Here is a 25,689-nt window from a genome sequence, read left to right as displayed (position 1 = left end):
GCCTCGTGGTAAATTGGCGCGTCTCGCACAAGCAACGCCAGGGGCTGAAATGTCACCACTCGACCACATCCGTTACCGCATCCGCGACAACTACCTGGCCGACGAGGCCGAAGTGCTAGCGCGGCTGGTTGCGCAGGCGAATCTGACCGCCGAGGAACGCGCAGCGATCTCGCGCCGCGGTGCCGAGCTGGTGCGGGCGGTTCGCAACCAGACCAAGCCGGAGCTGATGGAGGTTTTTCTCGCCGAGTACGGCCTGTCGACGCGCGAGGGTGTGGCGCTGATGTGCATGGCGGAAGCACTGCTTCGCGTGCCGGATGCCGACACGATCGACGACCTGATCCGCGACAAGATCGCGCCGCATGACTGGTCGGTACGCTCCGGCTCGTCGGCTTCGATCTTCGTCAATGCTTCGACCTGGGCGCTGATGCTGACCGGCAAGGTGCTGGAAGAGGACCAGGGCGGTATTGAAGGCACGCTACGCGCGATGGTGCGACGGCTGGGCGAGCCGGTGATCCGCAAGGCGGTCTCCGCAGTTATGCGCGAGATGGGCGAGCAATTTGTCCTCGGCCGCACGATCGACGAGGCGGTTCAGCGCGGCAAGGAGTTTTCCCGCAAGGGTTATACCTACTCGTTCGACATGCTGGGCGAGGCGGCGCGCACGGAATCCGATGCGCTGCGCTATCACCGCGCCTATGCGGATGCCATCGCGGCCCTGAAGCCCGGAGCTACCGCGCCGGACATCGCACGCAACCACGGCATCTCGGTGAAGCTCTCGGCGCTGCACCCGCGCTACGAGGTGGCGCAGAAGGAAACGATGCTGCCCGTCCTTGCCGACCGGCTGCTGTCGCTGTGCGTTGCTGCGCGCGAGGCGCGCATGGGCCTCAACATTGACGCGGAGGAGGCGGATCGCCTCGATCTCTCGCTGGACGTCATCGAGCGGGTGCTGACCAACCCGGCGCTGGCCGGCTGGGACGGTTTTGGCGTCGTCGTCCAGGCCTATGGCCTGCGCGCGAGCCAGGTCATCGACTGGCTCTATGCGCTGGCGCAGAAGCTGGACCGTCGCATCATGGTCCGCCTCGTCAAGGGCGCCTACTGGGACACCGAGATCAAGCGCGCGCAGGTCATGGGGCTGGAGAGCTACCCGGTATTCACGCGCAAGCGGAACACGGATGTCTCCTACATCGCCAATGCGCGCAAGCTGCTCGGCATGACCGATCGCATCTATCCGCAATTTGCGACCCACAATGCGCACACCGTATCCGCCATCCTGTCGATGGCGTCTGACAAGAATACTTTTGAATTCCAGCGCTTGCACGGGATGGGTGAAGCGCTTCACGAGGTCGTTCGTCAGGCAGAAGGTACGCGTTGCCGCATCTACGCGCCGGTCGGCGCGCACTCTGATCTGCTCGCCTATCTCGTGCGCCGTTTGCTGGAGAACGGCGCCAATTCCTCTTTCGTACACCAAATCGTCGACAAGTCGGTGGCGCCGGAGACGATCGCGCAGGATCCATTCGTTGCAATTGCCGATGGCCCTGCGACCAATCCCGCGATCCCGCGCGCGCGCGACCTCTTTGGCGCTGGACGGGTGAATTCGAAGGGCTTCGACCTGACCGACACGACGACGCTGGCCGCGATCGAGGCGAAGCGCAGCTCGTTCGCCGACCCGCATCGCTGGACCGCGGGGAGGGGCAGGTCCGCGCGCACCATCGTCAATCCCGCCAACCCGGATGACATCGTCGGTGAAGTCTTTGAAGCAGACGCCGAGGCCGTGGAGGAGGCAGTCGGCGCAGCGCATGAGGCCCAGCCCGCCTGGGCTGCACGCAGTGCGGCGGAGCGCGCCGACATTCTGCGCTGGGCTGCCGACCTCTATGAGGAGAATGCGGCGGAGTTCTTTGCCCTGTGTGGCCGCGAGGCCGGCAAGACGCTGGCGGACGCGGTGGCCGAAGTGCGAGAGGCTGTCGACTTCCTCCGCTACTACGCAAACGAGGCCGCAAGGTACGAAGCGGGCACCGAGGCGCGCGGCGTGATTGCCTGCATATCGCCCTGGAATTTCCCGCTCGCGATCTTCACCGGCCAGATCGCAGCTGCACTCGTCACCGGGAATGCGGTGGTGGCTAAGCCCGCCGAGCAGACGCCGCTGATTGCCGAACGCGCGGTGGCGCTGCTGCATGAGGCAGGCGTGCCGCAGGAGGTACTGCATTTGCTGCCGGGTGATGGCCCGTCGGTCGGTGCGCCGCTGACGGCGGATCCGCGCATTTCCGGCGTCTGCTTCACCGGGTCGACCGAGGTCGCGCGCATCATTGAGCGCCAGCTGGCGCAGACCGCCGCACCGGACGCGATGCTGATTGCCGAAACCGGCGGCCTCAACGCCATGATCGTCGACTCGACCGCTTTGCCAGAGCAGGCGGTGCGCGACATCCTGGCTTCAGCTTTCCAGAGCGCCGGCCAGCGCTGCTCGGCGCTGCGCATTCTCTACGTCCAGAAGGATGTCGAGACGAAGGTAATCGAAATGCTGAAGGGGGCGATGGCGGCGCTGAAGCTTGGCGATCCGTGGAAGCTTTCCACCGACGTCGGCCCGGTGATCGACGATGAGGCGCGCGATGCGCTGCTCGCCTACTGCCGCAAGATGGAAGGCGCGGGCCGGCTGATCGCGAAGCTCGACACCAACGAGGGCGGGCGGCTCGTTCCGCCGCACATTTTCCGCGTCAGCGGCATCGCCGAACTCGAACGCGAGATGTTTGGCCCGGTCCTGCATGTTGCGGCCTTCGAAGCCGACAGACTCAATGAGGTAATTTGCGACATTAATGCAAAGGGTTACGGGCTGACCTTCGGGCTTCACACGCGCATCGACGCGCGCGTCCAGCACATCGTTGATGGCATCCACGCCGGCAACATCTATGTCAATCGCAACCAGATCGGCGCTGTGGTGGGTTCCCAGCCGTTTGGAGGCGAGGGGCTTTCCGGCACCGGTCCGAAAGCTGGCGGGCCGCACTATCTGCGCCGCTTCCGCAAGCAAAAGGCGGTGCCGGCGGGGCCTGCGTCGGCAGGAGTGGAAATCCCGCTGCGCACGCTGCAGGATCATCTGCCCGATGCAAGCATGAGCGGCTGGGCCGAGCGACAGGACCGTATCGCCGTGCTCCGTAGGCATTTGCGTGGCAAGGGCGCCGAGGCGGTAGCGGCCGCGGCGGCACTCGACACGGGCCCCATTGACCTGCCGGGTCCGACGGGCGAGGGCAACATGCTGCGGCTCTATCCGCGCGGGCGTGTGCTCTGCCTTGGTGCCGACCCGGACGTGCTGCTGGCGCAGGTGATCCAGGCGCTGGCGGTTGGCAATGCGGCGCTGGCGGTAGCGCCGGAGGCGCGCAAGGCGCTCGACACCCTGACGGGCAAGGGTCTGCCGCTAGAAGTGCTGGATGGTGTCGTGGCGGGCGAGTCGCTGAAGGGCCTCGACATCCAGCTGGTCGCGCAGGTGGCCGATACCGCCACGCTGAAGGCGACGCGCCAGGCGCTGGCGTCGCGTGAAGGGCCAATCGTGCGGCTGCTCACCGAAGTGATCGATCCCGCAGCCTACACGGTAGAGCGTGCGGTTTGCGTCGACACCACGGCCGCGGGCGGCAATGCGAGCCTGCTGGCGGCCGGGGAATAACCTGGAACACAGGGAAGGGGCTCAGGCCCCTTCCACCACTTTGAAGCCCTCGAAGACCGGCGGCTCGAGATAAAGGGGCTTCTTGTCGCCGGCCTGGCGGTGCGAGTCGCGAAAGTTCTGCGAACGCGTCCAGGCGAGGAAGGCGTCCTCGTTCTCCCAGATCGAATGGGAGACGTAGAGCGTGTAGCCTTCCTTCTCGTTCGCCGCCCCGCGCAGCAATCGGAACTCGCGGAAGCCCGGCGTCTCGTTAAGCCGCGAATCGCGGTTCTTCCAGACGGCCTCGAACTCCTGTTCCGCTCCGGTGCGGACCTTGAAGCGGTTCATGGCAAAGAACATGGCTGCATCCTTTCATATCAACGGCGGAAAACGTGCGGGCTGGCCCGCGGAAAAAGATGAGAAAGAAGCTCCGGTATTGCGCGCGCGCAAAAACATGATAATTTCAGTCAAGTAATTTGAACCAGCGGCGCAGCGCCGCGAGACAGAGCAACCGGCAAGAAAGGCACGGTCCCGTGAACAGCTTCACCCCGTCGAATCATCCGTCCTTCCGTCGTTCGTCCCCCGTTGAAGCAAGCCCGCGCTTCGTTCAGCGCCAGGTCCAATCGGTTGTTCGGGTCGTCTCCAGCGACAATCTGTTCCGCGGCACCAAGGAGATCGGCATCGAGCACGACGGCGCAATGTATCGTCTCAAGATCACCCGCCAGGGCAAGCTGATCCTCAACAAGTAACCTTCTGACCCCTCCAGATCGCAGAACGGGCGCGAAACCAGTTTCGCGCCCGCTTTGTCTAACGGAATAGCTGCAGAGGAACCCGGGCAAGGCTCAGGCGTTGGCAACCGCTTGTGTGATGTCCGGAATGCCGAGCAGGTCTCGCATCGAAGGGCGGGCCTTTACGAGATCGTCGATGGAATATCCCTCGAGAACTTCGAAGAATGCACCCAGCGCCTTGCGCAACGCCGCGTTGAGGCCGCAGGAATCGATGAGCGGGCATTCGGTGGCGTCGGTTTCAAAGCATTCGGCCATCGCGAAGTTTTCTTCCGTCACGCGCACGACATCGAACAGCGTGATGTCACTGGCGGGACGGGCGAGGCGGACACCACCGTTGCGACCGCGGACAGTCCCGACGATCTTGGCCTCAACCAGCGGCTGCAAGATCTTGAACAGGAACAGTTCAGATACCGAATAGGCGGCCGCGATTTCCGAAACCCGGCTCAGTCTGCCTTCATTGGCTGCGCAGTACATGAGCAGGCGGATTGCATAGTTGGTCTGACGGGTCAGCCGCATGGCAAGCCTTTCAAGTTGACGGAGAGCGCCTCCGCCTTAATGAATCGTAACTTAGAATAGTTCTAGATCGATGTCAAAAAACCTGACACCGGATTTCAGGATTTAGTGGCGGACGCAAGGCAGACATGCGTCGCACGCAACGGTATCCGGGTTGAATTTTATGTTGCGCTGCACAATATCAGCTCCGGAGCGATTTGAGGAATATCGCGGAGGACAAGAGCAGGGAACAGAGTGATGAACGGAACCGCAAAAGTCGAGAGGCCCCTTCAAGGGACAATCCGGCTGCTTCGCCGTTCGGAACTCCCGCAATTTCGCGACCACCTCCTGCGCCTCGACGATATCAGCCGCCGCGACCGCTTCAACGGCCCGACCAGCGACGCCTTCGTGATCTCCTACGCCGAACGCAGCTTCCAGAACGGAGCGCTGGTGATCGGCTATGTCGAGGACGGCAAGGTCCTCGGCGCTGCAGAGCTGCACGAGCGTCCGGAAGACCCGACGCCGACCGGCGAGATTGCGTTCAGCGTGGAGCGTGAGCTGCAGCATCGCGGACTTGGCGCGCTCCTGTTCGAACGCCTGATCGAGAGCGCACGTGCCTTTGGCTACGAACGCCTGCTCGTCACCACTCACCCGCAGAACCAGGCAATGAAACGGCTGGCGCGCCGGTTCAACGCGTCGCTGCGGTTCGAGGATGGCGAGACGGTCGGCATCATCGAACTTGAGCCGGCTCCGCCGCTGCCCGCGCGCCCCGGCGCCGGCATGTTTGCTCGTCACGCCGCGTAATTTCTTCTCTTCGGAAGGTGACGTTCCGGCCGGATCTTCCCACATAGGGTTCCGTGACCAGACCGTCAGGAACCGACATGGCCGCTGATTCGACGACGATCCGCAACGACGAACTTGCCAAGCGTCAGGCGCTCAACCGCACCAAGGCGATCGCTACCGCGTCTCTTGCCCTGTGCGTGATCGTGTTTCTCACGGCGCGGGCTTTCCAGGATGATTTTCCGTTCCTTTCCTTCGTTGCGGCCTTTGCCGAGGCGGCGGCAATTGGCGGCCTCGCCGACTGGTATGCCGTGGTTGCGCTGTTCCGGCGGCCGCTCGGGCTTCCCGTGCCGCACACGGCGATCATTCCTGAAAACAAGGACCGCATCGCTGACAATCTCGGCCGTTTCATCGAGCGCAATTTCCTGTCGCCTGGCGCCGTGCGCGCCAAGCTGAAGGAAGTGGACTTCGCGATGATGGTTGCCGACTGGCTTTCAGCGCCGCATCGGTCGGCCACGCTTTCCAACTTTGCCACGCGCATTGCGCCCGAAGCGCTGGCAGCACTCGAGCACAATGACCAGCTGCGCAAGCTGGTCGCGGGCCGAGTCTACGCTCAACTGGAAAAGGTGCAGGTGGCGCCTCTTGCTGCCGACATGCTGAAGGCGATTACGGCCGACCGGCACCACCAGCGGCTTTTCGATGAACTGCTTCGCGTGTTCGGCGGCATGCTAAACGACGAAGCGGCGCTGGCGAGCGTGCGGGACAAGATCCGCACCGAATTGCCGAGCCTTGCCAACATGTTCAAGGCAGATGCTTACCTTCTGAGGAAGATCGTCGCCTCGGCCGGCGCGCTGATCGACGAGGTGCAGAACGACCTCGACCATCCGATGCGGCGCGAGTTCGACCGGTTTGTCGAGCGGTTCGTGAATGACCTTCGGGTCTCGCCGGACTACGCCGACCGGGCCGAAAGGCTGAAGCGCTCGCTGCTGGCGAGGCCGGAGCTCGCGGACCTCGCAGGCCACTTTTGGGCAGGGCTGCGCAGCTTCGTCGAGCAGGACATGGCGAGCCCCAATTCGATGCTGCGAAATCAGCTGACGGCGATGCTGGTCGAAATCGGCAAGCGCCTGGCGGACGATCCGCAGCTGCGTGCCGAAATGAACCATGGCTTCGTCACCTCGCTTGGCGCCTTCGTCGAAAGCCAGAAGAGCGGCGTCGCGACATTCATTTCCGAGCAGGTGCGCGGCTGGGACATCGTCCAGCTGACCCGGCTGATTGAGCTGAACATCGGTCGCGACCTGCAATACATCCGCTTCAACGGCATGATCGTCGGCGGCCTGGCGGGCCTTTGCCTTCACATTGGCGAGCGGCTCATTTTTGGCTGAGGCCTATTCGCCGGCCTTCGTCTCTTCGTGCTTCAGCGCCGCGAGGTCGCTGAGCATCTCGAGCAGCGCTTCGATCCGGTCGCGTCCGTAGCGCTCTTCGAGATCGGCATAGACAGCACGGCTGGCGGGGCTGACGTTGTAGATGATCTCCAGGCCTTTGTCGGAGAGGGAGAGGAGGATGCGCCGGCCGTCACCCTGGTCTCGTTCGCGCAAGATCAGCCCGCGCTCCTCCAGCGACCTGATGATGCGCGTAAGACTCGGTGCAAGAATGCAGGCGCGGTCGGCGAGTTCCGTCGCATCCAGCGGGCTCTGTTCCGCCAGCACACGGATGACCCGCCATTGCTGCTCCGTCACGTCCTGCGACTGCAGTACGGGGCGGAAGCGGGCCATCACCGCTTCGCGTGCGCGCAGCAATGCGATCGGCAGAGAACGGCGCGTGTCGCGCGGCAGCAGGGCGTCGTCGGGGAGCTTTCGGTTTTCCTTCATTTGAAAGATTTGGCTGAAATTGCCGGGTCGGGCAAGCCGCCATCAATCGCCATAGGGGACCCAGACGTTCTTTACCTCGACTGCTCTGCTAAGGAAGGTCTCCAGAGAACCCTGTTCCGAATTCCAGTCGACAGCATAACCCTGCGAGGTCCAGACGCGCTTGAGGTTGCCGGCTGATTCCGCCTCGGCCACGCGGCAGGTTTCAGCATCCGCCACGACCCAAAGTCCATCGACGTCGTCGTGCTTCGCCAGCACGGTCGCGAGCTCTCCCGGCTTGCCGGTTACAATGTTGATCGCGCCGGCCGGAAGATCAGACGTCTCGAACACCTGATAGAGGTCGGTTGCGATCAGGGGATACCGCGCTGAAGGAATCGCGATGACCGCGTTGCCTATGGCGAGGGCTGGGGCAATCATCGCGACGAGCCCCAGCAAAGGTTGCTGATCGGGCGCGACGACGCCGAGCACGCCGACCGGTTCATGCAACGCGAGCGTCACCGCGCGCGATGGCGGCTGGTGGACGCGGCCCTCGAACTTGTCGGCCATGCCGGCGGCGGCGAAGATCCGCTCGATCGAGGCGTCAACCTCCGCCTGCGCAACCCTGCCGGATGCTCCCGTCAGTGCCGAGATGCGCGCCGCGAACTCTTCGCCACGGACCGAGAGGTTCTCGGCGAGGAAATAGAGAACCTGTGCGCGGTTATAGGGCGTGGCACTAGCCCAACCCTTGGCGGCTCGGGCGGCGCTCACCGCGTCGCGGATGTCCTTGCGGCTGCCGAGGCCGACCTCGCCGATCTGGTTGTCCTTGCGATCGGGCACCGGGAAGGAATAGCCGCTATCGGGCCGCACCTGCTTGCCGCCAATGAACAGTTTTGGGGTGCGGTCGATGAAGTCTTGTGCTGCCGCTTCGCGGGGCTTCGGAAGCTTGAACGGCTCGATCCTCCCGGGCTTCGGCTTGACGACGGGCGCCAGATACTCGCGCAGGCCCTCGCGGCCGCCTTCGCGGCCAAAGCCGCTTTCGCGATAACCGCCGAAGCCGCAGGCGGCATCGAACATGTTGGTGGCGTTGATCCAGACGACACCGGCCTTCAGCTGCGGCGCGACATGCAGCGCCACGTTGATGTTCTCGCTCCAGACCGAGGCGGCGAGGCCGTAGCGGGTGTTATTGGCAAGCTCCACAGCCTCCGCATGGTCGCGGAACGTCATTGCCGCTAGTACGGGGCCGAACACTTCCTCCTGAGCCAGCACATTGGCAGGAGCGACCTTGGTGGCCAGCACAGGCAGGTGATACCAGCCGTTCGCCGGAACGTCAGCGTCAGGCCGCCAGCAGGACGCACCTTGGCGTTCACCCTCGGCGATCAGGCTCCGGACACGGTCGAGCTGTGTGCGGTCGACCAGCGGGCCTATGTCGGTGTTCTTGTCGAGCGGGTCGCCCAGTCGAAGCTTTGCCATGCGGGCGCGGACCCGGGCGAGGAAGGCCTCGGCAATCCCTTCCTGCACCAGGAGGCGCGAGCCGGCGCAGCAAACCTGCCCCTGGTTGAACCAGATGCCGTCGACCAGTCCCTCGACAGCGGAGTCGAGATCCGCGTCCTCAAAGACGATGAAGGCCGACTTGCCGCCAAGTTCGAGCGACAGCTTCTTGCCGGAGCCCGCGGTTGCCTTGCGGATGATCTTGCCGACCTCGGACGAGCCGGTGAATGCGATCTTGTCGATGCCGGGGTGATTGACGATGGCAGCGCCGGTCTCCGGCCCGCCCTGAACGATGTTGACCACGCCGCGCGGCACGCCGGCCTTCTCGCAGATCTCGGCGAACAGGATCGACGTGAGCGGCGTGAACTCGGCCGGCTTCAGGACAATCGTGCAGCCGGTGGCAAGCGCCGGCGCCACCTTCCACGCCAGCATCAGCAGCGGGAAATTCCAGGGAATGATCTGGCCGCAGACGCCGACGCCCTGCTCACCCGGAAATTCCTTCTCCAGCGACTGCGCCCAGCCGGCATAGTGGATGAAATGGCGGATGGCTAGCGGTACGTCGATGTCGCGGCTTTCGCGGATCGGCTTGCCGTTGTCGAGCGACTCTAGAACCGCAAATAGCCGCGAGTGGCGCTGCATGGCGCGGCCAATGGCGTAGAGGATGCGCGCGCGCTGGTAGCCGGAGGTCGCACGCCATTTTGGCAGGGCGCGGCGCGCAGCGGCGACGGCCGCATCGACGTCGGCGTTATTGGCCTCGGCGACATTCGCCAGCAGCTTCCCGGTTGCGGGCTCGTGGGTGGCGAAGGTGGCGCCGCCGGATGCCTTCCGCCACTTGCCGTCGATGAACAGCGCCTTCGAAAAATCATGAGCAGCGAGCCACGCATCGGCTTCCGCGCGGCTTTCAGGGGCAGGGCCGTATTCCATGGCGTGGTAGCGGTCGAGAATGTTCATGAAAAAAATCCCCGTCAGGCCATGGCGTGGCGATAAGCGGCCGAGTAACGGCCGGTGACGTGATGCTCGAGCTGTCGCTCGATGTCGGTGAGCAGGCTCGACGCGCCGAAGCGGAAGAGGTCTGGTTCAAGCCAGCGGCGGCCCAGCTCCTCCCGGATGAGGATCAGCCAGTCGAGCGCAGCCTTGGCGGAGGAAATGCCGCCGGCGGGCTTGAAGCCGATCTTGTAGCCGGTGCGCTCCTCATAGGCGCGGATGGCGCGGGTCATGACCAGCCCGACCGGCAGCGTCGCGTTGACGCTTTCCTTGCCGGTCGAGGTCTTGATAAAGTCGGCGCCCGCCATCATCGCCACCATCGAGGCGAGCATGACGTTGCGCAGCGTGGTTAGGTCGCCGGTACCAAGGATGACCTTGAGGTGCGCCTCGCCGCAGGCTTCGCGGAACTGGCGCACTTCGTCGTAGAGTTCCTGCCAGTGGCCTCCGAGGACAAGGCCGCGGCGGATGACGATGTCGATCTCGTTGGCGCCGTCGGCGACGGAGGCGCGGATTTCTTCGAGGCGCGAAGAGAGCGGCGCAAGGCCGTGCGGGAAGGCGGTCGAGACGGCGGCGACATGCACACCGGAGCCTTCCAGCGCCTTCACGGCAGTGGCAACGAACGGGTGGTAGACGCAGACGGCGGCAGGATGGATGAGTTCGTCGCCGAGATCCAGTCCTTTGCGAAGATCCTCGCGCAAGGGATTGATTGCCTTGGCGCAAAGCCGGCGCACGCGATCGTCCGTATCGTCACTGTTCAGCGTCGTCAGGTCCATCAGCGAGGTGGCGCGTAGCAGCCATGCGGCCTGGTTGTCGCCTTTGATGGAGCGGCGCTTGGTGATGGTCGCGGCGCGGCGCTCAAGGGCGGAGCGATTGACGTGGCGCATTTCCTCCAGCCAGCCGAGATCGAGCGCCACGCCGGGATTGCGCGGAATTTCAGGAGAAGGATTTGCAGCGGCGACCGGGAGCGGATGGACGCTCGCGCCTGCTGATTTTGACGGGATGCCAGACATCGCGCGCCTCGTTGTTTCGGGTGTCGAAGGTGAGGCTAGCTATCGCACGAAATCCGGCCGAACGGAACCGAAGGGAACCTTCCGGCCGTGGAGGCCGGAAGGCATTTTCGTGGGTTAGGCCGTCTCGACGAGCGGGACGATCTCCATCTCCGGGACCAGCACCAGGCCCTTGTCGGTAATGCGGATTTCCGGAATGACCGAGAGCGGAATGAGGTTGAAGCCCATGTAGGGGATGGAGCAGCCGGCGGCCTCCCATTCCTTCTTGAGCAGCTTCACCTCTTCGGCGACCTCGGTGACGCGCTTGTCGGAGAGCAGGCCCGCGATCGGCAGCTCGACCATCGCAGTGACCTTGCCGTCAACGACCACGCAGACGCCGCCCTGCTTGTCGGCGATCGCCTTGAGGGCGACCTGCATGTCCTCCTCGTTGCGGCCGGCAATAATGATGTTGTGGCTGTCATGGCCGACCGACGAAGCAACCGCGCCGCGCTTCAGGTTGAAGTTGCTGAGCAGGCCGTGGGCGACGTTGCCCTGCGACTTGCCATGGCGTTCGACAACCGTGACGAAGCAGAGGTTGTGGCGGTCGAAGTGCTCGGCCCAGCTGGAGGCCGGCTCGAGCGTGATCTTCTCGTGGCCGAGGGTAATGCCCGGCAGTTCGGTGCGGATCGCGTTGACGGTGACCTTGCCAGCCGGCAGGTCCGGAGTGAGCTTGACCTTTTCCGGCAGCTTGACGGTCTTGTAGGCCGCGTCCGGGTAGCGGTAGCGGTCCGACAATTCCTTGTCGAGCAGCGGCGTGATCTTGCGATCCTCAACGACCAGCTCGCCACCGTACCAGGTGTTGACCGGCTTCATCGCGTCGTCGAGCAGCACGAGGTCCGCGCGGCGACCGCCGCCCATGCCACCGATGTCGTTCTCGACGCCGAAGCGGGTGGCACCGTGGAGCGAACCCATCGCCCAGGCCTGTTCCGGGCTCATGCCGTTTGCTATCGCCTCGCGTACCACCCAATCGAGGCCGAACATCAGCAGGTCGTCGGCGTCGCGGTCATCGGTGCAGACAGCGATGCGCTTGTGCGAGGCGCCGAGCTCGGTGATCGTCTTGATGGCGAGCGGCAGGCTGTGCCACGGCGTCGTCGGAGGACCACCGCGCAGGAAGAGCCAGATGCCGGCTTCGAGCAGGTCATCGGCGATGCCGCGGTCGATCGCCTCGTGCGTGTCGGTAACACCTGACGCCGCATAGGCGGAAACGAACTCTCGGCCGTAGACGTGCCCCGAGACCGGGCGGCCGCGCTGCAGTGCGGCTGCGAGGATCGCGTGGCTGCGCTCGTCGCCCATCGCGACCTGCACGAAGTCCATCTTCTCGCCGAGCGCGAGGGCTTCCGGCCACTTGTCGAACAGCGCGCCAATCTTTTCAGCCGTCAGGTCGCCACCGGCGGTCTCAAGCTCGGGCGAGGTCGCCGGCACTGTGCTCGGAACTGTGAGGAAGATTGACAGCGGCGCCTGACGTGCGTCCTCGAGCATCGCCTCGACGCCGGCGACGTCCATGACGTTGCCGATCTCGTGGCTGTCGCAGAAGATCGTGGTCGTGCCGTTGAGCAGGGCTGCTTCCGCATAAGCGCAAGCGGTGACCATGCTCGACTCGATGTGGATGTGCGGGTCAACGAGACCCGGGGCGATGATGCCGCCGCGGGCGTCGTACAGCTTGGCGCTTCCGCCCTGGTAGGTGCCGTTCGGCTTCACGGCGGCGATGCGTCCGCCGGCAACCCAGACCTCGCGGTCCGGCAGGATGCGTTCCGAATAGGTAGACAGGACGCGCGCACCGCGAATGACAAGGTCAGGCTCGGCGCGACCTGACGCGACTGCGGCGAGCTTGCGTGTCATTGTCGCGAGCGGGGCGACGGAAAAACGTGTGAGTGAACCCATGTGTTCGATTCCTTCATTAGGATCGGCGCGGATCGTACCAACAAGCGGCGGAGGCGGGAATGCCGCGGGATGAGAAGAGGGGCTCGGAGCAGCGCATTTCAGTGGAATGTCTCGTCTAACCCAACGTCACTGCGACGCTTTTGCGCGCAGCCGGGAACTGGCGGTCTGATAATATGATCACCATGTTCAACAAAGCGGATACAGTTGCCGCCGCCGGAAAGGACTCAAGATGCAGGGACGACCAGCACCCTCACGAACGCCAGTCATCGACGGCAAGCCGCTGCCGGAGGTGCTCGACGAGGACATGATCCGGGCCGTCGTGCATGGTTTCTACGACAAGATCCGCGACGATGACCTGCTCGGGCCGATCTTCAACTCGAAGATCGCACCGGAAGCCTGGCCTGTGCACCTCGCCAAAATGTGCGACTTCTGGTCGTCGGTGCTGCTGCGCACCAGCCGCTATGACGGCCGGCCGCTGSCGCCACATCTTTCGATCCCTCAACTCGAGGAGCCGCACTTCCGGCGCTGGCTGGCGCTGTTCCGAGACACCGTTCGCTCGATCTGCCCGCAGGAAGTCGCCGATCTCTTCATGGAGCGCGCCCTGCGCGTCGCGCACTCGTTCCGGCTGTCGATCGCGTTCCATCGCAATCAGGACTCGGTGGGGATTTTGCCGATAACCGAACGCAGCCTTTAGGACCGCCCCGAATGACGAGTCCGGAAGCCCAGCCGGGCGGGCTCATGCCCGGCACATCATGATGCTTGAAAGGAAATGAGAATGAACAGGGCAATGGCAGCGATCGCACTGGCCGCTGCGACGGCGTTTGCCGCGCCGGCAATGGCTGCGGAGCACGAGGTCCTGATGCTTAACAAGGGCGACAAGGGCGCCATGGTGTTCCAGCCGGACTTCATCCAGGTGCAGCCCGGCGACACCATCCATTTCGTTGCCACCGACAAGTCGCATAACGTCGAGTCGATCAACACCATGCTTCCCGAGGGCGCCGAGGCGTTTAAGGGCAAGATCAACGAGGATTACACCTACACGGTGACCGCCGAGGGCGTTTACGGCATCAAGTGCACGCCGCACTACGGCATGGGCATGGTCATGCTGGTCCAGGTCGGTCAGCCGACGAACCTGGAGAAGGCGAAGGCCGTGAAGCACGCCGGCAAGGCAAAGACCAAGTTTGCCGAGCTATTCGAGAACGTGAAGTAAGCGATTTTTCGCTGATCCGGATTGCCGGCGGGGTTACTTGCCGGCAATCGCCCCGATGGCCGAAGCGTCGACGCGCTTCAGGTTCATGCCGATGACCGGAACCATCTGCTTGTCGACCTTCACCGAGACGGTGACATGCAGAGTATCGTCATCAGGGAGGCTCGCGAGCATTGCGCCGTTGAGCTGATTGCGGTTGAGGGTCAGGGTGACCTTGCGGCCGTTGACCTGACCTCCGATCACATCAAGGCCTTCACCGACCGCGCCATCCATGAACGTGCCGCGATAGCCCTTGCGGCCCGCGAGCTCGACATTTGCCGACATCTTCTGCGTGAACAGGCCGACGCGGCAGCCGCCGTCCAGCGTCATGCCGACCTTGTCCTTCGCCGTCATGCCGGTGAAGTTGCAGGTGAAGCGCGTGCCCTTGTACTTGCCGGCGACGATCTCGCCCGGACCGGACCAGGCACCCTCGACCTTGTTGAAGAACTTCTTGTCCTGCTCGGACGCCTCTGCGGGTGCCGGCAAGCTGAGAATCGCGGCCGCCGTTGCAACTGGCAGAAGCGCGGACAGAGCCTTGCGTGCGATCATTGGAACACCCGAGAACAGAACTGAGAACAGCTGCCAAACCATGTAGAAGAATGGTTAACGGTTCGTCTATTTCGGGTGACGTCTAGCAGATTGTGATTGGGGTTGTCACGCAAAGGTGCGGCCTGGTCACCGTCTTTCACCGGTCGCCGCTGTCGCACCCTTGTCCTTCGCAAACTTCGTTAGCGAAGCAAGGAAATCGCCCATGCCCGGCCGCTTCACGGCGGCAAAATGCATCGGGCGACAGGTCTCCATCGCGGCAACGCCTATGCGCGCCGTCATCATGCCGTTGACCACGCCTTCGCCTAGCTTAGCCGAGACGCGGGCGGCAAGGCCCTGGCCGAGGATCTGGTGGACGAACTCATCGCCAGCGGCAACCACACCAGTGACGGCCAGATGTGCCAGCACGTCGCGGGTGAGGCGGATGAAGCCGATGGTGCCGGGCCGGCCGCCGTAAAGCTCGGCGAGGCGGCGGATCAGCCGTCCGGCCTCGAACAGCACATAGGCGATGTCGAAAAGCGCGCGAGGGCTGACGGCTGTCACCACAGATACGCGTTTGGCCGCGTCGAGGATGAGTTCCTGGGCGCGGGCGTCGAGCGGGGCAAGCAGCTCCGCCTCGGCGAGACGGACCAGATCGGCGCCGTCAATGATTTCGCCCTTGAGGTCCTGCAGCGCGCGGCGGCCGGCTGCAGTTTCAGGGCGACGCGCAACAAACCCGGACAGCTCCTGCACGAAAGCGCGGGCGCGACGGGCATCGTTGCTGGCGATTGCGTCGAGGCCGCCTGCGCGCAGCTTCTCGACCGAGGCCAGGCGGGCAAGGCCAACCAGCTCGCGGGCGAGGATAACGATAAAGGCAAGTGCCGCGATGGCAGCGACGCCGGCGGCGAACCAGCCGAGCCAGTCCGAGCGCGAGAACAGGTCGCGGATCAGGCTGTCGACCCACAGACCCAGTGCCAGCGAAATCAGGATACCGATGGCAGCGAAGAAGATGGCACCGAGCTTCGAGCGGCGCCGCGCAACGGGTGGCGGCGGAATGGTCAGCGCCTGCTCTTCCTCATCGAACACGTCGATCTCGACCGGGGTTACCAGTTCAGGGGAAAGCGCGCGCGGGGCGCGGTTGTGGCGCTCAGCGTCCTCTGCCTCAGACTCTACCGGCGTCACCTTGAAAGCGGCGGGTTTGCGCGGCGGCATCATGCGAGCCTGTCCCCCAGCAGATATTGCAGCGCCCGGTCTAGGCGGATGTGCGGCAGCGACAGCGTGACGCCCTCGGCGGTGCGCTCGAGCTTCGGAGGGCGGAAGCGCACGAAGCGGATCTGGTTGCCGTTGGGCTTCAGGATCGCGTCGGGCGAGGCGGGCAGGTCGCCCGGGAAGATCGCCGTCTCCGTCTCGCCGTCAAACGTCTCGCCATCGATGGTCTCGCCCTTGAGCGGAGTGCCGATGATGACCGGAAGCGTATCCTTGCCCTGGGTGACCGTGCCCTCGCGAGTCGCGCGGACCGCCGCCATCGCCAGCGCCTCGACCTCGGCTCCGGAGAGGCTGGCACGCTCGGCAGCACGAGATGCAAGGCGGCGGACGATCGCCTGCAGCCGGTCGTGGCTTTCATGGTGAATGTGGTCGGCCTTGGTGGCCGCGATCAGGATGCGGTCGATCTTCTTCGAGATCAGGCCGGTCAGCAGGCCGGTGCGGCCCTGGCGGAAACAGGCAAGGATTTCGGTCAGCGCCCTCTCGAGGTCGGCGACCGCCTCCGGTCCCGCATTGATCGCCTGCATGGCATCGACCAGCACGATCTGGCGATCAAGCTTCGCGACATGCTCGCGGAAGAACGGCTTTACGACGTGCGTCTTGTAGGCCTCATAGCGGCGCTCCATCATCGCCCGTAGCGAACCCGGCTTGGCCCTGCCTTCCGGCAGGTTCGGCAGCGGCGCGAAGGTGAGGGCAGGTGAGCCGTCGAGATCGCCCGGCATCAGGAAGCGGCCGGGCGGCAGCGTCGAGAGCGCGCGCGAGTCGTCCTTGCAGGCTTTCAGATAGCGGGCAAAGGTCTCTGCGAGATTTCGGGCCGTTACTTCGTCGGCCGGAGCATCCGGATCTACGCTGCCTGCAAGGGTGCGCCATTCGGCCGACAGATCCGCGCGCACCGGAAGCAGCGACAGGTCATAAGCCTCGCCCGAAAACTGCGCAAAATCCTTGCCCAGCAGGGGAAGGTCCAGCAGCCATTCGCCCGGATAGTCGACGATGTCGAGTGCAAGCCTGCCGCGGGAAAACAGCCTGCCCCAGCCGGACGCCGACTCGTATTCGATCGTCAGGCGCAGTTCCGAGATCGCGCGCGTAGACTCAGGCCACTCGCGGCGCTCCAGCAGCGCGGCGACATGATCCTCGTAGAGGAAGCGCGGGACCGTGTCGTCCGGCTGGTGCTCCATGTAGGCGCGGACGACGCGCCCGCTTTTCTGCGCCTCGAACAGCGGCAGCCGGCCGCCATGAATGAGATTGTGGACGAGCGCGGTGATGAAGACGGTCTTACCGGCGCGGGAGAGGCCCGTCACGCCCAGGCGGAGGGTCGGATTGACCAGTCCCGTCGCGTGGCCAGCAAGCGTGTCGAGCGCGATCAGCGCGTCGTCGGTAAATGTCGTGAGGCTGGCCAAGTCGTCCCCGTCGCGGCTTCATCTGCGCCCGATATAGGACGTTGCCCGCATCCGCAAAAGAGGATGGCTGAACGCTCAGAGGCTGTGCGGCTTGAGGAAGGCTTCGAGATAGCCGTCTTCCGGTGCGATTTCCGCCAGCGCGGTCGAGAAGCGGATCACGGCAAGACCGCAGGCCGGAAAGCCGCACCTGACCGCCGCCAGTGCCTGCTCCTCGCCCTCGCGAGAGAGCGCAACCGCGAGGTCCTCCATCATCGGATTGTGGCCGACGACCAGCACCGAACCGGTACTGTCTGACTCACGAATGATGTCGAGGTAACCGGCGGCATCGGAGCTGTAGAGGCCTTCTAGAAAGCGGACGTCATCTGCTTCGACATGCTGGGCAATTGCATTCCAGGTGTCACGGGCGCGCTTTGCGCCGGAGCACAAAACGAGGTTGGGGAGGTACCCCGCCTCGAGCATGTCGATGCCCAGTTGCTCCGCATCCGCCTTCCCCGACGCATCCAGTCCGCGGTCGTAGTCCTTGACCCCGGGCTCGGCCCATCGCGCCTTTGCGTGTCGCAGAAGATAGAGGCGAGGCATGCGGATCCCCCAGCTAGACTGCCGCGCACCCGGGCGGCGCGGGATGGATGTTTAGCGGGACCGATTGGGGGAAGCAATGAGGTAAAACGTTGGTTGCAATGCACAATTAGGATGTAGCGCAAGGTAAAGATGCCCATGCGGTGCGCTAAGTGTCTAATAAATAGGCTTTAACAAGTGTGTGACTCATCAAGTCTTTGACCTTGTGCCAGCTGGTCAGGGGGAATATATAGGCGCCGGATCGCAGCTTTGGGATTGAGTCGAATGTCAGATATCGTGCTTAACGATTACGTTCCCTCCGAAGACGAGCCCTTCATGAACGAGCGTCAGAAGGCCTACTTCCGAGCAAAGCTGATCGCCTGGAAGAACGAGATCCTTCGGGAGGCGCGCGAGACGCTGGAGATCCTCCAGCAGGAAAACGCCAACCTGCCGGATCTGGCCGACCGGGCTTCGTCAGAGACGGATCGTTCGATCGAGCTGCGTGCACGCGATCGTCAGCGTAAGCTGATCGCAAAGATTGACGCAGCGCTCCAGAGGATCGACGAGGGGACTTACGGGTATTGCGAAGAGACGGGCGAGCCCATTTCTCTGAAGCGACTGGATGCCCGTCCGATTGCGACGCTCTCCATCGAAGCGCAAGAGCGCCATGAGCGACGCGAGAAGGTTTACAGGGACGACTAAATTTCTGCGGCGGCCTATGGCCGCATTTTTTTTGGTCTTCTCAGAACCAGAGACGGCGCCCTCGCAAGCGGGCGCCGTTTTTCTTTGCGGACTACTGCTCGACGCGAACTGGTGAACGAAGCACAAGGCCGGGGCGAGCTTCGGCCTGATCTGTTCCGGGTGGGGCTGAAGAATCTCAGCGCCTCACTGCACCGAGGTCCCCGAGCAGGCGGCTCATTTCATCGTCGAGCGCGCGATCGGCGTCGGTCTGCGATCCCGCTGGAGCCGGCGAGGCAGGCGCTGCGGACGTGTTCACTTCCTTGCCGATCGATTCTTCCAGTTCTTGAAGAAGGCTTTCGTCGAGCGACGGGCGCGGCGCTGTTTGAACTGGCTTGACCGGTTCCACGGCCGGAACCGCCGTGGTGGGCGTCGCAGGTGCCGCCGGCGTCACCGGAGGTAGGGAACGAGCCGGTTCCGATGCTGCCGAGCCAAACTTCGGTTCGGCCCTGGCAATGGTTGAGGGAGCCGCAGGCGACGCAACTGCAGGTGCAGGTGCCGGCGACGGTGCGGGGCGAGTCGCCAACGGGGAAACGGTCGGCGTGACCGTGGCAGGACGAGGCGTCACTGGCGGCATGGGGACGGCGGGGCCAGCCGTTGACGCCGTTGGCTGGTAGGCCGGAGCCGCAGGTGCAACGGGTGCAACGACCCGAGGCGCGGGGCGTGCTGCTGCTGGCGCTGCCATCGGCGCGGAGACAGGAGCCTGTACGGGCTGCGCCGGGGCTGCTGCGGGAGTATGGTGCTCGGCGTGATCCTCGGCCGGTGCGGGACGCCGCGACGGTGGCACCATGCGGATATTCTGTTCGACGACCACGTCGGTCGGGCCGCCGATGAGGAGCAGGTGTTCGACATCATCGCGGCGTACAAGGACCAGTCGCCGGTTGCTGTCGACTGCGGTGGCATCCATGACCGCAAGTCGCGTCTTGCGGTTGCGCCCTCCTGCCACGAAAGTACCGAAGGTGAGACCGCGAACGATTCGGATCGCAATCAAAAGGATCAGCAGTCCGATCAGTGCGGCCAGCGTCCATAACAACGCTGATCCATATCCCGGCGCAACACTCTCTAGCCAAGCCTGCATCGCCCGCTCCCTCTAAGGCTATGGAGTATGACTGGGACAGTAGTCGTCGCGTTACGAGACGGCAAGCGGTCTGCGGCCTCTGCCGCGCGCGAAGCTTGAGCGAAGCTGGCATGGTCATTGCCAGCATGCTTTGCGAGCCCGAAGCCGCGCTTGCGGACGCTGTTAAGCATGATGTATGCGAGGTTAACGTCGAGGTCAGGCAGGATAGGAATGGCGAAGGATACCGGCGGCGAAACCCGTCCCGCAGCGATCGTTGACCAGAGCGCACGTCCCGGCACGATCACGCGCCTCTTCATCTTCATCGTTGTCCTGATCGTTGCGGCGGTGGCGTTCACGCTGTTCCGCAACTGGTTTGGTGATCCGTTCCTCCTTGGCCTGCTTGGTATGCTGGCGATGATCGGCGTCGGCTTCCTGTTCACGGCTGCGATCGGCTTCATCCAGATTGCGCCGCGCTCCACGGCCGACGAGCTTGCGCGCTCCTTCGTCGACACGATGCGGCAGGGGCTGCTCGTCACCGACATCAAGGGTCGCATCGTCTACGCCAACAACGCCTATGCCGAAATGATCGGCGCGACGTCCGCCGCTGATGTGCGCACCATCGAAGGATTGCTTTCTGACAATCCGGAAGCGTCGCCTGTGGTCTACCGGCTGGCGTCGGGCCTGCGCGACGGAATTTCCGGTGACGGCGAATTTCGCCTCAATACCGCTATTCGTCCGGGGAGGGACACCGGCGCGCGCTGGTACCGGCTGCGCGCTCGCACCTTCAAGGTGCCGGGATACCGGCAACCGCTGTCGGCGTGGGAAATCGCCGACATATCGGTTGAGCGCGCGGAGCAGGAGCGCTTTTTCCTCGACTTGCAGAAGGCGATCGATCATCTCGACCACGCGCCCGCCGGCTTTTTTGCCGCCGATGCCGCGGGCCGCATCACCTATATCAATGCGACGCTGGCCGAGTGGCTGGGCATCGACCTTGCCGGCTTCACGCCAGGCTCCACCACGCTCTCACAGATCGTCGCCGGCGACGGCATGGCGCTGGTGCGCTCGGTGAAGGCCGATCCGGGCCAGACGCGCAACGCGGTGATCGACCTCGACCTGTCGACCGTAAATGGGGCGATCCTTCCGGTCCGCTTCATGCACCGCGTGACCGCCAGCCGCGATGGAGCACCCGGCCCATCGCGAACGATCGTGCTCAACCGCAACCACGGCGAGGACGCGTCGGCAGACCTGCGCGCATCAGAAGTGCGCTTTACCCGCTTCTTCAACTCAACGCCGATGGCGATCGCGGGCGTCGATGGGGAGGGGCGCATCCTGCGGACTAACGCGCCGTTCCTGTCGCTGTTTGCGGCGGTCGTTGACCGCGACATGCTCGACCGGCGCGTCAAGCTCGAGGCGGTCATCCACCCGCGCGACCGCGACGCCTTCGAGGCGGCGCTCGCCAAGGCGCGCCAGCGGCAGGCCGATATCGCGCCGATAGATTCGGTGATTCCGGGGAACGAGGAGCGGCACATCCGCTTCTATGTGAGCGCGGTCGCCGATGGCGGCACTGGCGACGGCGCCGAGGAAGCGGCGATCGTCTACGCTGTCGAGACGACCGAGCAGAAGGCGCTCGAGGCGCAGATGGCGCAGAGCCAGAAGATGCAGGCGGTGGGCCAGCTCGCCGGCGGCATCGCGCACGACTTCAACAATGTCCTGACCGCCATCATCATGGCCTCGGACCTGCTGCTTGCGAACCACCGTCCGTCAGATCCGTCCTTCCCGGACATCATGAACATCAAGCAGAACGCGAACCGCGCGGCCTCGCTCGTGCGGCAGCTGCTGGCGTTCTCGCGCAAGCAGACGCTGCGTCCGGAAGTTCTCAACCTCACCGACGTGCTTGCCGATCTGCGCATGCTCTTGTCGCGTCTCGTCGGCAACGAGATCAAGCTCACGGTCGAGCACGGCCGCGACATCTGGCCGGTCAAGGCCGACATAGGCCAGTTCGAACAGGTGATCGTCAACCTGACGGTCAATGCGCGCGATGCGATGCCGAATGGTGGCGCGCTGGCGGTCCGCACGCGCAACGTGCTTGCGTCCGAATGCGCGAGCTTCGGCTACCGCGAACTGGTGCCGGGCGACTATGTGATGGTCGAGGTCGAAGACACCGGCACCGGCATCCCGCCGGAAGTGCTGGAAAAGATCTTCGAGCCGTTCTTCACCACCAAGGAAGTGGGCAAGGGCACCGGCCTTGGCTTGTCGATGGTGTACGGCATCGTCAAGCAAACGGGCGGCTACATCTTCTGCACGTCCGAGGTGGGCAAGGGCACGGCGTTCCACATCTTCCTGCCGCGCCATGTCGTCGAGGCGCAAAGGCACGTCCACGAGGAAGCGCAGGCCGCAGCCGCCAATGGCGACGCAACTGCTGCAGCGGCGGCGCCAGCCCAGGAAAAGCCCGCGGCGAAGGACCTCTCCGGCTCGGCGACCGTCCTCCTCGTCGAGGACGAAGATGCGGTGCGCATGGGCAGCGTGCGCGCGCTGGTGTCGCGCGGCTACACCGTTCACGAGGCGACCTCCGGCATCGAGGCCCTGGAGATCTTCGACGAACTCGGCGGCAAGGTGGACATCGTTGTCTCCGACGTCGTCATGCCGGAAATGGATGGCCCGACGCTGCTCGGCGAGTTGATCAAGCGCCAGCCGGACATCAAGTTCATCTTCGTGTCGGGCTATGCCGAGGATGCCTTCGCCAAAAACCTGCCGCAGGAGGCGAAGTTCGGCTTCCTGCCCAAGCCGTTCACGCTGAAGCAGCTGGCAACAACCGTTAAGGACATGCTCGACGCGTAAGGTGTGGAACCTCGCATTTGAATCAAATTGCGAGGTGGCGGTTAAGCCCGCAGCGACATATGGAGGTTAGAAGCCCGGACAATTCATCGGGATGGATTCCTCCATGTACGTCGATTCTTCTTCTGCTGTAGTGGCTTACCTCTTCCCATCGTCGCAGACGGCGAGGGCTGGTGGTGCAAACACAGATTTTGGTGGCACGGAAGGACTGTACCGCAAGGAAATCTCCTCGATCAGTCCCGGGTCCCTCGTGACCGCCTACCAGGCGATCCGTTCCCTGGAAGTGGGAACCTTCACCGCGATGAGCGTGCCGACCCCGGAGAACGCCGCCATTCTGTCTGGCGTTGGCGTTCCGGGCGCACTCCGCGCCTACGACGAGGTTCTGGGTAACTAGCAGCTGTGGCAATTGCGCCACGGGAGCTTCTTGCCACTTTTCTGCCGCGAGATTCTCCCTTCGTCGCCATGTTTGGCGGGCATTGAGCATCAAGCACCATCTGGGTGGTGCACTCGCCTGCGTCCCTTGGCGCGTGTCAACAAGAACTAGTCTCAGGTCCGCTTATGTGTGTGAAGACCGATGCCGGTGAACCGGACACCCGCTCGACCCGCGCGGGTATGTCCCGGCGCTTTTTCCTTGCTTCCGTACCCGTGTTCCTGGCCGGATGTACGACGACCGGAAAGGTTGTCCAAGCGGTTGCTCCCGGTCCGTCTCCCTATTACCTGGCCATGTACGGCCCGCTTCCCGACGAACGCTTCCCGATTCCCGCGACCGACATTTCCAAGGTCGAAGAGCGCTTCCTGCGCCAGCAGGTCGATTACCATCGTTCCGAGCCTGCGGGGACGATTGTCATCGATACCGCCAACCGCTTCCTCTACCTCGTGCAGGAAAACGGCAAGGCACTGCGCTACGGCATCGGCGTCGGCAAGGATGGCCTCGCCTTCGAAGGCGCCGCCAAGATCGGCCGCAAGGCCGAATGGCCGCGCTGGACGCCGACCAGGTCCATGATAGAGCGCGATCCAGAGCGTTACGGCCACCTTGCCGACGGCATGGAACCGGGTCTTACGAACCCGCTGGGCGCGCGTGCGCTGTACCTCTACAAGGACGGGCGCGACACGCTGTTCCGCATCCATGGCACCACCGAGCCGTGGTCGATCGGCCTCGCGGTCTCATCGGGCTGCATTCGCCTGTTCAACCAAGACATCATCGACCTCTACGGCCGCGTTCCGGTAGGCGCCAATGTCGTCGTGTTGCAGGACGAGCCGCTGATGTACCCGCAGAAGCAGCTGCCGAAATGGGTTGCCCGCCAGATCAACCCGCAGCCGCAACCGCAGCCTCAGCCGCCGGCACCGGACGAGCTAGGTCCGGTTCAGGAAGTCTCGGCTCCCCGCTCTGGCGGCTTCTTCCGCCGCCCAACGGTCGGCATCTGATTGCGTCAAGGGGGCGGCTAGTCGGCGTCGCGCTGCGGCCTGCCCCTTATTACACCCTTGCCGAAGGTGTAGCCGGTCTCCACGGCCTTGCCTCCGAACTTTTCCCGAAGCGCGTCTATGGCGAGTTCCGCCATGGCGCGCTTTCTCGCATTCAGGTCGACGAGATCGGGAGGATCGGCGCGCTCGTCGTCGGAAAGGTCGCTGACGCCAATGCCGAGCAGGCGGTACTGCGTGCCGTCGGCTTCCTTGCGCAGCAGTTCCATACCGGTGGCAAAGATCTTGTCTGCTAGGCGCGTGGCGTCCGGCAGCTGACGATTGCGGGTGCGGATACGGAAGTCGGCGGTCTTGAGCTTGAGTACGACGGTGCGCCCGGCAAGCCCGGCCTTCTTGAGCCGTCCGGAGACAGTTTCTGATAATGCGCGCAGCACCGGCACCAGATCATCGAGCGAGGAAAGGTCGTCATCGAAGGTGGTCTCTGCCGACACGCTCTTAACTTCGTGTTCCGGCTCCACCTTGCGGTCATCCTCGCCGCGGGCGAGGTAGTAGAGCCGGTTGCCCATCGTCCCGTAGCGGCGGATGAGCTCATTACGCTCCATCACCTGAAGTTGGCCGATCGTCCGGATGCCGTCGCGTTCCAGGGCCGCCGCGGACGCCTTGCCGACACCCCAGATCAGCGTGACCGGCTTGTCGGCCAGAAATTCCTTCGCCTCGGCCTGACCGATGACCGAATACCCGCGTGGCTTCTGCAGGTCCGATGCGATCTTGGCGAGGAACTTGCAGTAGGAAAGCCCGACCGACACCGTGATGCCGATCTCCGCCTCAACTCGCCGCGCAAAGTCGCAAAGGACGAGGGCCGGCGGCCTGCCATGAAGCTTTTCGGTCCCAGACAGGTCGAGGAAGGCCTCGTCGATCGAGATGGGTTCGATCAGCGGCGTCAGCGCGAGCATCATGTCGCGCACCTGCCGGCCAACGGCGGCATATCTCTCCATGTTCGGCTTGATAACGATGGCTTCTGGGCACGCCTGCAGCGCCTTGAACATCGGCATGGCCGAGCGCACGCCGCGGATGCGGGCGATGTAGCACGCCGTCGACACGACGCCGCGCTTGCCGCCGCCGATGATGACCGGCTTGTCGCGCAGTTCGGGCCGGTCTCGCTTTTCCACCGCTGCGTAGAAGGCGTCGCAGTCGATGTGGGCGATGCTCAGCCGTCCAAGCTCAGGATGCGAGGCAAGCCTGGGGCTGCCGCACTTGCTGCAGCGCGGACGCGGCGAATCATGCTGCGCGAGGCAGTCGCGGCAAAAGCCTTTCAGGACAGGGGCTGCAGAACCGCTCATGGCGCCGGACATTTCAGGAACAGGGCGACATTAGGCGAAGCCATTGCGCCCAGCAAGCCGACCGTGTCAGGTAGAAATGTCGAAGCGGTCGTCGCCGAAGGGCAGGGCGCGCAGAGCAGCACCGACGTCGGCGGGAGGCGTATTCGTCGCCTCGCAGAAGGCCTGCAGCGTCGGCTCATGCGCCATGATGAACTGGATCACCCCGGCAAAGAAGCCCGGTTCAGCGGCTGCCTGGCGAATTTGCGAAGCCTCGATGCCGCTGATGGCGAGGAAGCGAGGCATCAGCGCCGGGTCGCTGGCGATGAAGCCGAGGGCCGAGATCGCGATCTGCTCGGCAGCTTCGCGTGCGGAGGAATCTTTCGGGTGCGTTGCCATGGGAAGAATTTAGC

General features: G+C 64.1%; 26 protein-coding genes. 13 read left to right on the top strand and 13 right to left on the bottom strand.

Features of this window, described 5'->3' with window-relative positions; translation table 11 throughout:
* Positions 1-49 precede the first annotated feature (49 nt).
* Complete coding sequence (gene putA / locus L610_RS07845; RefSeq protein ID WP_144704030.1) at positions 50-3,646, top strand: bifunctional proline dehydrogenase/L-glutamate gamma-semialdehyde dehydrogenase PutA; 3,597 nt, start codon at positions 50-52, stop codon at positions 3,644-3,646.
* Positions 3,647-3,667: 21 nt separating this feature from the next.
* Here the strand turns inward: putA and L610_RS07840 are convergent, their stop codons facing one another.
* The gene (locus tag L610_RS07840; protein ID WP_144704027.1) at positions 3,668-3,982 is read right to left on the bottom strand and encodes an antibiotic biosynthesis monooxygenase; all 315 of its coding nucleotides are present in this window, start codon (positions 3,980-3,982) and stop codon (positions 3,668-3,670) included.
* Here L610_RS07840 and L610_RS20725 point away from each other — a divergent pair.
* Both L610_RS20725 and hemP read left to right on the top strand, forming a co-directional pair.
* Positions 3,969-4,097, top strand: coding sequence for a hypothetical protein (locus L610_RS20725; RefSeq protein ID WP_256366545.1), 129 nt, complete (start codon positions 3,969-3,971; stop codon positions 4,095-4,097). The genes L610_RS07840 and L610_RS20725 overlap by 14 nt on opposite strands.
* 58 nt (positions 4,098-4,155) lie before the next feature.
* Complete coding sequence (gene hemP, locus L610_RS07835; protein ID WP_024846971.1) at positions 4,156-4,371, top strand: hemin uptake protein HemP; 216 nt, start codon at positions 4,156-4,158, stop codon at positions 4,369-4,371.
* 93 nt (positions 4,372-4,464) lie between these two features.
* On the opposite strand, the gene rirA is transcribed toward hemP, so the two are convergent.
* Entirely contained in the window at positions 4,465-4,926 is a 462-nt protein-coding gene (gene rirA, locus L610_RS07830; protein ID WP_144704024.1) for an iron-responsive transcriptional regulator RirA, read from the bottom strand.
* 234 nt (positions 4,927-5,160) lie between these two features.
* Here rirA and L610_RS07825 point away from each other — a divergent pair, with 234 nt between their 5' ends.
* Positions 5,161-5,706, top strand: coding sequence for a GNAT family N-acetyltransferase (locus tag L610_RS07825; RefSeq protein ID WP_024846969.1), 546 nt, complete (start codon positions 5,161-5,163; stop codon positions 5,704-5,706).
* 77 nt (positions 5,707-5,783) lie between these two features.
* Positions 5,784-7,064 (top strand): DUF445 domain-containing protein, encoded by a 1,281-nt coding sequence (locus L610_RS07820; RefSeq protein WP_144704021.1) that lies wholly within the window; start codon positions 5,784-5,786, stop codon positions 7,062-7,064.
* A 3-nt stretch (positions 7,065-7,067) separates the two neighbouring features.
* On the opposite strand, the gene hpaR is transcribed toward L610_RS07820, so the two are convergent.
* The 4 genes from hpaR to L610_RS07800 form a co-directional block, all read right to left on the bottom strand.
* Positions 7,068-7,550, bottom strand: coding sequence for a homoprotocatechuate degradation operon regulator HpaR (gene hpaR / locus L610_RS07815; protein WP_144704018.1), 483 nt, complete (start codon positions 7,548-7,550; stop codon positions 7,068-7,070).
* A gap of 42 nt (positions 7,551-7,592) precedes the next feature.
* Complete coding sequence (locus tag L610_RS07810; RefSeq protein ID WP_144704015.1) at positions 7,593-9,965, bottom strand: aldehyde dehydrogenase family protein; 2,373 nt, start codon at positions 9,963-9,965, stop codon at positions 7,593-7,595.
* A 14-nt stretch (positions 9,966-9,979) separates the two neighbouring features.
* Complete coding sequence (gene deoC / locus L610_RS07805; RefSeq protein WP_144704012.1) at positions 9,980-11,008, bottom strand: deoxyribose-phosphate aldolase; 1,029 nt, start codon at positions 11,006-11,008, stop codon at positions 9,980-9,982.
* Between the two features lie 114 nt (positions 11,009-11,122).
* Positions 11,123-12,925 carry an adenine deaminase gene (locus tag L610_RS07800; RefSeq protein WP_144704009.1) on the bottom strand — a complete coding sequence of 601 codons (1,803 nt, stop codon included), beginning with the start codon at positions 12,923-12,925 and terminating at the stop codon, positions 11,123-11,125.
* Between the two features lie 229 nt (positions 12,926-13,154).
* Here L610_RS07800 and L610_RS07795 point away from each other — a divergent pair, with 229 nt between their 5' ends.
* Both L610_RS07795 and L610_RS07790 read left to right on the top strand, forming a co-directional pair.
* Positions 13,155-13,619, top strand: coding sequence for a group III truncated hemoglobin (locus L610_RS07795; RefSeq protein ID WP_144704006.1), 465 nt, complete (start codon positions 13,155-13,157; stop codon positions 13,617-13,619).
* 81 nt (positions 13,620-13,700) lie between these two features.
* Entirely contained in the window at positions 13,701-14,135 is a 435-nt protein-coding gene (locus L610_RS07790) for a pseudoazurin (protein ID WP_246658961.1), read from the top strand.
* A gap of 33 nt (positions 14,136-14,168) precedes the next feature.
* Here the strand turns inward: L610_RS07790 and L610_RS07785 are convergent, their stop codons facing one another.
* The 4 genes from L610_RS07785 to L610_RS07770 form a co-directional block, all read right to left on the bottom strand.
* Positions 14,169-14,720, bottom strand: a complete 552-nt coding sequence (locus L610_RS07785) for a hypothetical protein (protein ID WP_034329317.1) — start codon at positions 14,718-14,720, stop codon at positions 14,169-14,171.
* A 126-nt stretch (positions 14,721-14,846) separates the two neighbouring features.
* Positions 14,847-15,911, bottom strand: a complete 1,065-nt coding sequence (locus tag L610_RS07780; protein WP_144704000.1) for a YcjF family protein — start codon at positions 15,909-15,911, stop codon at positions 14,847-14,849.
* Complete coding sequence (locus tag L610_RS07775; protein WP_144703997.1) at positions 15,908-17,356, bottom strand: YcjX family protein; 1,449 nt, start codon at positions 17,354-17,356, stop codon at positions 15,908-15,910. Before L610_RS07775 ends, L610_RS07780 begins: the two co-directional genes overlap by 4 nt.
* A gap of 75 nt (positions 17,357-17,431) precedes the next feature.
* Entirely contained in the window at positions 17,432-17,935 is a 504-nt protein-coding gene (locus tag L610_RS07770) for a histidine phosphatase family protein (protein WP_144703994.1), read from the bottom strand.
* A gap of 261 nt (positions 17,936-18,196) precedes the next feature.
* On the opposite strand from L610_RS07770, the gene dksA reads away from it, so the two are divergent.
* The gene (gene dksA, locus L610_RS07765; RefSeq protein ID WP_024846957.1) at positions 18,197-18,613 is read left to right on the top strand and encodes an RNA polymerase-binding protein DksA; all 417 of its coding nucleotides are present in this window, start codon (positions 18,197-18,199) and stop codon (positions 18,611-18,613) included.
* Positions 18,614-18,788: 175 nt separating this feature from the next.
* Here the strand turns inward: dksA and L610_RS20845 are convergent, their stop codons facing one another.
* Positions 18,789-18,998 carry a hypothetical protein gene (locus L610_RS20845; protein ID WP_371712973.1) on the bottom strand — a complete coding sequence of 70 codons (210 nt, stop codon included), beginning with the start codon at positions 18,996-18,998 and terminating at the stop codon, positions 18,789-18,791.
* Here L610_RS20845 and L610_RS20840 point away from each other — a divergent pair.
* From L610_RS20840 to L610_RS07745, 5 genes are all read left to right on the top strand, one after another.
* On the top strand, positions 18,985-19,266 hold the full coding sequence (locus tag L610_RS20840) for a hypothetical protein (protein WP_371712972.1): 282 nt from the start codon (positions 18,985-18,987) through the stop codon (positions 19,264-19,266). The two genes, L610_RS20845 and L610_RS20840, sit on opposite strands and share 14 nt — an antisense overlap.
* Positions 19,267-19,388: 122 nt before the next feature.
* Complete coding sequence (locus L610_RS20835; protein ID WP_371712971.1) at positions 19,389-19,679, top strand: hypothetical protein; 291 nt, start codon at positions 19,389-19,391, stop codon at positions 19,677-19,679.
* Positions 19,680-19,937: 258 nt separating this feature from the next.
* Entirely contained in the window at positions 19,938-22,544 is a 2,607-nt protein-coding gene (gene cckA / locus L610_RS07755; protein ID WP_144703988.1) for a cell cycle histidine kinase CckA, read from the top strand.
* Positions 22,545-22,647: 103 nt separating this feature from the next.
* On the top strand, positions 22,648-22,935 hold the full coding sequence (locus tag L610_RS07750) for a hypothetical protein (RefSeq protein WP_144703985.1): 288 nt from the start codon (positions 22,648-22,650) through the stop codon (positions 22,933-22,935).
* A 218-nt stretch (positions 22,936-23,153) separates the two neighbouring features.
* Entirely contained in the window at positions 23,154-23,966 is an 813-nt protein-coding gene (locus L610_RS07745) for a L,D-transpeptidase (protein WP_144704097.1), read from the top strand.
* 17 nt (positions 23,967-23,983) lie between these two features.
* Here L610_RS07745 and L610_RS07740 read toward each other — a convergent pair whose 3' ends face one another.
* A complete protein-coding gene (locus L610_RS07740) occupies positions 23,984-25,300 on the bottom strand; it encodes a DNA polymerase IV (RefSeq protein ID WP_144703982.1) in 1,317 nt (438 codons plus the stop codon).
* A gap of 66 nt (positions 25,301-25,366) precedes the next feature.
* Positions 25,367-25,675: a DUF3572 domain-containing protein gene (locus L610_RS07735; protein WP_024846950.1), complete on the bottom strand. Its 309-nt coding sequence runs from the start codon at positions 25,673-25,675 to the stop codon at positions 25,367-25,369.
* Between the last annotated feature and the right edge of the window lie 14 nt (positions 25,676-25,689).

Origin of the sequence: Aminobacter sp. J44, assembly GCF_007829415.1 — a bacterium.
Taxonomy (GTDB): domain Bacteria; phylum Pseudomonadota; class Alphaproteobacteria; order Rhizobiales; family Rhizobiaceae; genus Aerobium.
The sequence above is the reverse complement of the archived record's forward strand: the minus strand, read 5'-3'. Positions and strand labels throughout refer to the sequence as shown.

Excerpts from the sequence above, each read along its gene's own strand:
- putA (WP_144704030.1), top strand. The coding sequence starts at position 50 with ATGTCACCACTCGACCACATCCGTTACCGCATCCGCGACAACTACCTG.
- L610_RS20725 (WP_256366545.1), top strand. The coding sequence starts at position 3,969 with ATGGCAAAGAACATGGCTGCATCCTTTCATATCAACGGCGGAAAACGT.
- L610_RS07840 (WP_144704027.1), bottom strand. The coding sequence starts at position 3,982 with ATGTTCTTTGCCATGAACCGCTTCAAGGTCCGCACCGGAGCGGAACAG.
- rirA (WP_144704024.1), bottom strand. The coding sequence starts at position 4,926 with ATGCGGCTGACCCGTCAGACCAACTATGCAATCCGCCTGCTCATGTAC.
- L610_RS07825 (WP_024846969.1), top strand. The coding sequence starts at position 5,161 with ATGAACGGAACCGCAAAAGTCGAGAGGCCCCTTCAAGGGACAATCCGG.
- L610_RS07820 (WP_144704021.1), top strand. The coding sequence starts at position 5,784 with ATGGCCGCTGATTCGACGACGATCCGCAACGACGAACTTGCCAAGCGT.
- hpaR (WP_144704018.1), bottom strand. The coding sequence starts at position 7,550 with ATGAAGGAAAACCGAAAGCTCCCCGACGACGCCCTGCTGCCGCGCGAC.
- L610_RS07810 (WP_144704015.1), bottom strand. The coding sequence starts at position 9,965 with ATGAACATTCTCGACCGCTACCACGCCATGGAATACGGCCCTGCCCCT.
- deoC (WP_144704012.1), bottom strand. The coding sequence starts at position 11,008 with ATGTCTGGCATCCCGTCAAAATCAGCAGGCGCGAGCGTCCATCCGCTC.
- L610_RS07800 (WP_144704009.1), bottom strand. The coding sequence starts at position 12,925 with ATGGGTTCACTCACACGTTTTTCCGTCGCCCCGCTCGCGACAATGACA.
- L610_RS07790 (WP_246658961.1), top strand. The coding sequence starts at position 13,701 with ATGAACAGGGCAATGGCAGCGATCGCACTGGCCGCTGCGACGGCGTTT.
- L610_RS07785 (WP_034329317.1), bottom strand. The coding sequence starts at position 14,720 with ATGATCGCACGCAAGGCTCTGTCCGCGCTTCTGCCAGTTGCAACGGCG.
- L610_RS07780 (WP_144704000.1), bottom strand. The coding sequence starts at position 15,911 with ATGATGCCGCCGCGCAAACCCGCCGCTTTCAAGGTGACGCCGGTAGAG.
- L610_RS07770 (WP_144703994.1), bottom strand. The coding sequence starts at position 17,935 with ATGCCTCGCCTCTATCTTCTGCGACACGCAAAGGCGCGATGGGCCGAG.
- dksA (WP_024846957.1), top strand. The coding sequence starts at position 18,197 with ATGTCAGATATCGTGCTTAACGATTACGTTCCCTCCGAAGACGAGCCC.
- cckA (WP_144703988.1), top strand. The coding sequence starts at position 19,938 with ATGGCGAAGGATACCGGCGGCGAAACCCGTCCCGCAGCGATCGTTGAC.
- L610_RS07750 (WP_144703985.1), top strand. The coding sequence starts at position 22,648 with ATGTACGTCGATTCTTCTTCTGCTGTAGTGGCTTACCTCTTCCCATCG.
- L610_RS07745 (WP_144704097.1), top strand. The coding sequence starts at position 23,154 with ATGTCCCGGCGCTTTTTCCTTGCTTCCGTACCCGTGTTCCTGGCCGGA.
- L610_RS07740 (WP_144703982.1), bottom strand. The coding sequence starts at position 25,300 with ATGAGCGGTTCTGCAGCCCCTGTCCTGAAAGGCTTTTGCCGCGACTGC.
- L610_RS07735 (WP_024846950.1), bottom strand. The coding sequence starts at position 25,675 with ATGGCAACGCACCCGAAAGATTCCTCCGCACGCGAAGCTGCCGAGCAG.